We start from the raw sequence: 6273 nt of genomic DNA on the forward strand, positions 1-6273 counted from the left end.
CGCTTTTGGCATTCGCACCCTCCTTATTGGACTCAATGGCCTCCATCATCGTCCACACCTGACCATTGGTGGGATCAAGAGTGGCCGCCCGTGTCAAATCAGCCAGCGCCGCCCCCACGTTTCCCAGCAGCACTTCCGCCCGGGCTTGATCGTAATAGCTTTGCCACCAGTCAGGCTGAATCCGACTCGCTGCCTTGAAGTATGACAGTGCATCGGTGGCATCCCCCTGATCGTAGAGCACGCGTCCCATCAAATCTAACGTCGGTCCTTCTTCACCAACCGTGAAAATGGCCTTTTCACCATCGTGCCAGGCCGTCGTGTCGTGGTGTTCCGCCACAGCCAAAAAGCCCAGGCCATCCCATGCCTCCCAATTTCCGGGATTAATTGCAATGGCGCGATCAAACGCAACCTGTGCCTGGTCTTTGGCGCCAAGTTCTGACAGGACTTGGCCCAGTATCACCCAATTGCCGGCCTCTTTCGGCTGCAATTCGATGGCGTGACGAAGAGCATCAATCGATGCCTGATGCTGACCCGCAAGCAAAAACAGGCCGCCCAGTCGCAAATAGCCGTCAACATAGTGAGGGTCCATCGAGATGGCCACTTCTTCGGAGCTAATCGCTTGATCTAAGTTTTGAACCACTGTGTGGTATTGAACTTCTACTGATTGCTGATACTGCAAAACACTGGACGGTGTGCTTGGTGAAGCCTTGACTAAGTACTGACTACTTCCACAACCGCTCAAAAATAGCAATAATCCTAAACCCATCGAGACTTTAGCCCATTTATTGACGGCTCTCATCAATGTACCTCCGCACCGCCGCAGACCTCAAACAGTCCACCATTGCCGCCGCCAAACCTCGACCAGCGACCTTAGTGGGATCGACCCACTCTACCGCTTCCAGGTCATCCCCCGCACACATCTCACCGGACACGCGCTCTACCGCGTAGTCCAAAAGTACATAGTGAAAATCATGGGCAATAAGTTCCGCAACATATAGCAACGGCCCAACGCGAATATGAAGCCCTGTTTCTTCCCGAAATTCACGCTGAAGCGCTCCCTCAATGGACTCTCCATATTCCAGATGACCTCCGGGAAACGCCCATAATCCTTGATTGGGTGCCTTGCCTCGTTGGCCCAGCAACACTCTCCGCTTATCATCGACTAAGATCCCCGCGACCCCGATCCTAGGTGTCATCGGTCATAGGCTCTCTATGCCCCGCGTCGTAGACGGTTAGTTCCCAGTCATCATCAAACTGTCGCAAGCCAAAGATGACCCCACGTTCTTTCAAAGACTGATTTAAAAACGTCACCACTTGATATGGCGTAAAGCCTTCAAACCGTCGTTGAGCTAATGTCGTCAACTTTTGATGTTGGGCGGACACTTTCATGAGAACCCACCTCACCTTTCTTCTGCATTTATTATAACAAGCTTCTCGCGTTCACGAATGGCCAATAGAGGATGAGATGGTAATGCCGCGATAGCTTGTCACCATCCTCCTAACATCCCCGCCGCGAGGAACAGCCATACTATCTGTGTCACCACGAAGGGGGTGCAACGGTATGGCACAGAGGACTAAAGGCCCGTCGGTACTTTCGAGTCAGATTCGCGATCAATTTAAATATGAGGTTGCAAGCGAACTAGGACTCCGCAACGAGATTGAGGAAAAAGGTTGGGCCGACATGCCAAGCCGACAACTAGGGCGCATCGGTGGCAAAATCGGCGGTAACATGGTCAAAGTCATGATCAAGCACGCCGAACAATCATTAATAGGTGAGGCACAGGAATAATCCCTTTTTGATGCATCATACTAAGGGCGGCGTCGCTGAGCTTAGGCTCCGGCCCCGCCCTCTTTTCGCATCCGACAAATGGCCACAGAGCCGTCACTTGCATATTTCCTTCTAGTCATGAGCACGGAGTACTCTAACTCGTGATACTATCCCCTTATATTGCATTTTGACGTCATAGGAAAGAAGGGTCACTATTGAAATTTGCCACCAAGCTCATTCATCATCCCCATTCCATCGATCCGTTCTCGGGGGGGGTAAGCCCTAGTGTTCAACGTTCCTCCACGTTTGCTCAACAGTATGGCAAAGAACAAGAATTTAGCTATAGTCGAGGTAAAAATCCTACCCGTCAAGTCCTCGAGGACACCATTGCTGCCTTAGAGAATGGCCACTCCGGATATGCCTTCGCGTCAGGAATGGCCGCTATCGCAGCAGCCTTGGGAATCTTTGCTCACGGTGACCATCTTGTAGTTGCGGATAACCTTTATGGTGGAACTGAAGAAATTTTGAAATCCTTGGCGTCGCGTTACCAATTAGAATATACCCGTGCAGATGCTCAAGATCTTAACGCATTGGAACAAGCGCTGCGTCCTAACACGCGTGGAATCTTTATTGAGTCACCCGCCAATCCGACCCTAGCTATTACGGACCTCAGCGAGGTGCAATCGCTAGCTCACCGTCATGGGGCCATTGTCATCATCGACAATACCTTTATGTCCCCGTATTTACAGCGTCCCATAGATTTGGGTATCGATGTCGTGGTCCATAGTGCAACGAAGTTTCTCGGTGGCCATAGCGATCTTCTAGCAGGCTTGGTCGTTGTTAAAAGTGCCAATTTGGCAGAACACATTCATGCCCAGCAACGCATCCACGGCGGAATTTTAGGTCCTGATGACAGTTGGCTGTTACTGCGCGGGATGAAAACCTTGGCTGTACGCATGGACCGCTCCCAAGAGAACGCCACCAAGGTTGCCCACTATTTGGCACAGCATCCCGCCGTGAGCCAAGTGTACTACCCCGGCCTTCCTCAACATCCTGGGTATGCCATTCACCAAAAGCAATCGGATGGTGCCGGTGCGGTATTATCCTTCGAACTCACGGCAGAGCTCCCGGTGGAACAGTTTCTCGCTCGTCTCCACACACTATTTTATGGTGCCAGCCTAGGTGGCGTCGAATCCATCATCAGTCATCCCTTTACTATGTCGCATGCCTTCCTTTCGCCGGAAGAGCGCGCCCGATTGCATATCACGCCCCAACTATTACGGCTGTCGGTGGGCATAGAAAGCATCGACGACCTCATCCAAGAAATGAGAGAGGCCTTGTCGTACTAGACTACCCGCATTCCTGGCTCAGCATGCGCCAGTCATTTCGCCCTAAGGAGGCACCGTCGTGGAGAACCTTTGCTATTGTCGGAATCAATTCCCCTCGCTAACCCGGGTAGGTGCACACGGGGATCCCTTAATTTATCTTGATGGCCCGGGCGGCACACAAGTGCCGAAATCCGTGATTTCCGCTATATCGAATTACTATGAGCAGCATAATAGCAATAGCCACGGGGTATTCGTCACGAGTCAAGAAACTGACGACGTGATCGATGAGGCTCGGATCAAAATAGCGAATTTTCTTGGCAGTAGCTTAGCCAGCACCATATCATTTGGCCAAAATATGACCACCCTAAATTTTCTCTTAGCCATGGCCCTGGCACAGCAGATTCAGCCCGGAGACGAAATTATCGTCACCGACTTGGACCATGACGCCAATGTGGCCCCATGGCTCGCCCTCGAAGCCCGCGGTGCCATCATTCATCATGTTCCACTGAACGGTGACGGAGAATTGGACCTAGACTATTTCCAGAAGATGCTTTCTCCCCGGACGCGTCTGGTCGCCGTAGGATATGCCTCCAATGCCCTCGGCACCGTCAATCCGCTCAAATTAATTCGCCAATGGACGCGAAACCAGAACACGCTCATGGTGGTCGATGCCGTGCATTGGGCCCCACATGGACTAATCGATGTCAGCGACTTGGACCCTGACTTTCTTCTCTGTTCCGCCTATAAATTTTTTGGTCCGCATATCGGGATTCTCTACACCAAACCGGAGCTCATGAGCCACTTATCCCCACTAAAAGTACGTCCCCAAAGTGAACATGCTCCCCAAAAAATCGAAACGGGCACTCTCAATCACGCGGCCATTGCCGGCGTCAGTGCGGCAGTCGACTTTATCGCAAGTCTGGCCGTCGATGACAGCGCCACTTTCAGACAGAGAATCCAAACCGCCATGAAGCGTATCTATCAGTATGAGCATGCTCTGGCAAAAGAGCTGTATCACGGTCTTCAATCGATTCCTGGAGTTCGGGTATACGGTCCGCCAGTGGGGGAGGCGGACCGGACTCCTACACTCAGTTTCACCGTCGATAATCACCATGCCAAGCAGGTGGCGCAAGCCCTGGCGGCCCAAGATATCCTGGCCTGGGACGGAGATTTTTATGCCATCGGGGTTATTCGCTCACTTGGTCTTGAAGAGCGAGGTGGTCTAGTCCGTCTGGGACTCGCCCCCTATAACACACCTGAAGAAATCCACAAGACCTTAAGGGTTTGTGAAGACATCGCACGAGAATAGAGATCCCTAAAAGATAACCGCTGAGGGTCACCCGGATGGCGAGGTCACCCTCGCCTCCCACTCATTTTAGCCATCGTCGCTGTGAGAATCGAAAACAATGTTGATGCCCCTTGCATGGTGTGCGCACTGCAAAGCCGCCTGGTGAATGTCGGTAGCTTACCAACCCTCCGTATAGCGGCTAATCGTTGTCACTAAAGAGACACCAGAGTGCGAAGTGTCTGCGTTACCGCCTCGCCGCATCCATAGAACCCCACCGGTGCCAAGTGTCTTGACCATATAGGGGGTCCCGTCTATGCGTATCGCATCCAACGCGGTATGAGTGAGCCATTGGTTGGTCTCATGACCGCATCAGGGTGATAGCGGACAGATTACCGAAGGTGTTGCTCCCCTGACAACACTCACATCGAAGCGCCCCACATAGTTTGTGCGAACTCCTTGCATCACACAGCGCCCCACCCCATACGTTTGCACCGCAGGGCAGAGGTTGTTACCGATCGGAGGTGCAAAGGCCCATCGATCCCGCACCTCGCCCCAACGCCACTGGCGTCGATCCCTTAACAGGATCACGACCTGACCGGTCAAAGCAGCCCTTGGATCTGGATGCTGCCAGACACACGCGCCAGTCGATGCGGCGACGCCTACATGATTTCCTGAACCAAGCTAAGCCACCTATTATTTCATAGCCAGTATCGTGGAATAGAACATCGCAATCTTTTGCTATCGCATAAAGGTGAGTATATTGGTCCAAGATGTCTTCTCCGTCCCCTCACTATCTTTATCCGCCCGCTATATACTTATATAATACAAGTTACAGTAACTTTAGGAAGAAGGACCCGCAATGGAAGTTAACTTAAAGGGAATCAACATCTTTTATCGTGACCTGGGAGATGGTCCACAGGCGGTGCTCCTACTACACGGATGGGCCATGAACGGAGACAGTTTTCTACCGCTATCCCACCACCTGCACCAAGCCCACTACCGCACCATCATTCCCGACCTCAGAGGATTTGGTCTCTCTGATAAACCTCTTGTCGGTTATCATATCAATGACTATACGAGAGACGCCATTCGACTACTACGCAGCGCAGGAGTCGCCAAAGTGGACTTGATTGGGCACTCCTTTGGTGGCACCGGTGCCCTCTATTTAGCCGCTCGAATTCCTCACATGGTGCGACGGTTGGTGGTCATCGATACCATTCCAGGAGCGCACTGCGCCGCCGTCGACGCGCGCATCGGTCGCCAATTTGCTAAAATTTTCTCCATGGTTCAACGGGTCAGCAGCAACATGCTCCCCTCTCTGCTCGACCGCGTTTGGCGCGGCTCGTTTGTCATCCCTCCCTCGCCGCATGACCTAGAAATACAACATCAACTCAACCAGTCGGCTCAACGACATGCTATCTTGAGTACGTTGGACACCATCTTGACGACGGACATCTCGCCCCTCCTCAAGAAAATCACCGCTCCAACACTCATTATTCGCGGAAGCGCCGATCCGTTACTGCGAAACGGCGCAGATGGATTAGATACTATTCCTCGAGCACGGCGCGAAAACATTTCGCATGCCGGCCACTATCCGCATCTCGAAAATCTATCCGCCGTCTTTCCCTTGGTGCGTGATTTTCTAAGTACTAGATCGGAGCTGTCGACCTAGCGGCAGGTTGAGTCGTGTTAGGTTGGCCACGCACGAGTGACCCAAGCGCGGCCAATCCCAGCATCCCTATCGATAGATAGAGGGCCGTGTGGAGTCCGCCGATAAACAGCGTTCGGGTATGGGGCGTGAGATGGGTGGTGCCGACAAAAATGGCAAATGCCAGTCCTCTCGGTATGCGAGTTGACGCCATCAAAATAGCTACTGCAAAAGACATCAC

General features: G+C 52.4%; 7 protein-coding genes and 1 pseudogene. 4 read left to right on the forward strand and 4 right to left on the reverse strand.

All coding sequences use genetic code 11. The features are described from left to right. The 3 genes from ACOJWD_RS03555 to ACOJWD_RS03565 all read right to left on the reverse strand — a co-directional run. A partial coding sequence (locus tag ACOJWD_RS03555; RefSeq protein ID WP_486991845.1) for a tetratricopeptide repeat protein occupies positions 1 to 799 on the reverse strand: 799 nt, incomplete at its 3' end. Beyond that, positions 783 to 1196, reverse strand: a complete 414-nt coding sequence (locus tag ACOJWD_RS03560) for an NUDIX hydrolase (RefSeq protein ID WP_486991846.1) — start codon at positions 1194 to 1196, stop codon at positions 783 to 785. The genes ACOJWD_RS03555 and ACOJWD_RS03560, both read right to left, overlap by 17 nt. Beyond that, the gene (locus ACOJWD_RS03565; RefSeq protein ID WP_486991847.1) at positions 1186 to 1389 is read right to left on the reverse strand and encodes a DUF4264 family protein; all 204 of its coding nucleotides are present in this window, start codon (positions 1387 to 1389) and stop codon (positions 1186 to 1188) included. The genes ACOJWD_RS03560 and ACOJWD_RS03565 overlap by 11 nt, the downstream gene beginning before the upstream one ends. Before the next feature lie 172 nt (positions 1390 to 1561). Between ACOJWD_RS03565 and ACOJWD_RS03570 the strand changes: the two genes are divergently transcribed. From ACOJWD_RS03570 to ACOJWD_RS03585, 4 genes are all read left to right on the forward strand, one after another. Next, a complete protein-coding gene (locus ACOJWD_RS03570) occupies positions 1562 to 1789 on the forward strand; it encodes an alpha/beta-type small acid-soluble spore protein (protein ID WP_486991848.1) in 228 nt (75 codons plus the stop codon). Between the two features lie 194 nt (positions 1790 to 1983). Continuing rightward, a complete protein-coding gene (locus ACOJWD_RS03575; protein WP_486991849.1) occupies positions 1984 to 3117 on the forward strand; it encodes a trans-sulfuration enzyme family protein in 1134 nt (377 codons plus the stop codon). A 58-nt stretch (positions 3118 to 3175) separates the two neighbouring features. Then, complete coding sequence (locus ACOJWD_RS03580; protein ID WP_486991850.1) at positions 3176 to 4405, forward strand: cysteine desulfurase-like protein; 1230 nt, start codon at positions 3176 to 3178, stop codon at positions 4403 to 4405. Between the two features lie 838 nt (positions 4406 to 5243). Beyond that, positions 5244 to 6056, forward strand: coding sequence for an alpha/beta fold hydrolase (locus ACOJWD_RS03585; protein ID WP_486991851.1), 813 nt, complete (start codon positions 5244 to 5246; stop codon positions 6054 to 6056). Here ACOJWD_RS03585 and ACOJWD_RS03590 read toward each other — a convergent pair. Then, positions 6034 to 6273: pseudogene (locus tag ACOJWD_RS03590) on the reverse strand (hypothetical protein); the annotation flags it as partial. The gene ACOJWD_RS03585 and the pseudogene ACOJWD_RS03590 sit on opposite strands and share 23 nt — an antisense overlap.

The organism is Sulfobacillus sp. TH-112, from assembly GCF_057473405.1.

Excerpts from the sequence above, each read along its gene's own strand:
- ACOJWD_RS03570 (WP_486991848.1), top strand. The coding sequence starts at position 1,562 with ATGGCACAGAGGACTAAAGGCCCGTCGGTACTTTCGAGTCAGATTCGC.
- ACOJWD_RS03565 (WP_486991847.1), bottom strand. The coding sequence starts at position 1,389 with ATGAAAGTGTCCGCCCAACATCAAAAGTTGACGACATTAGCTCAACGA.
- ACOJWD_RS03585 (WP_486991851.1), top strand. The coding sequence starts at position 5,244 with ATGGAAGTTAACTTAAAGGGAATCAACATCTTTTATCGTGACCTGGGA.
- ACOJWD_RS03560 (WP_486991846.1), bottom strand. The coding sequence starts at position 1,196 with ATGACACCTAGGATCGGGGTCGCGGGGATCTTAGTCGATGATAAGCGG.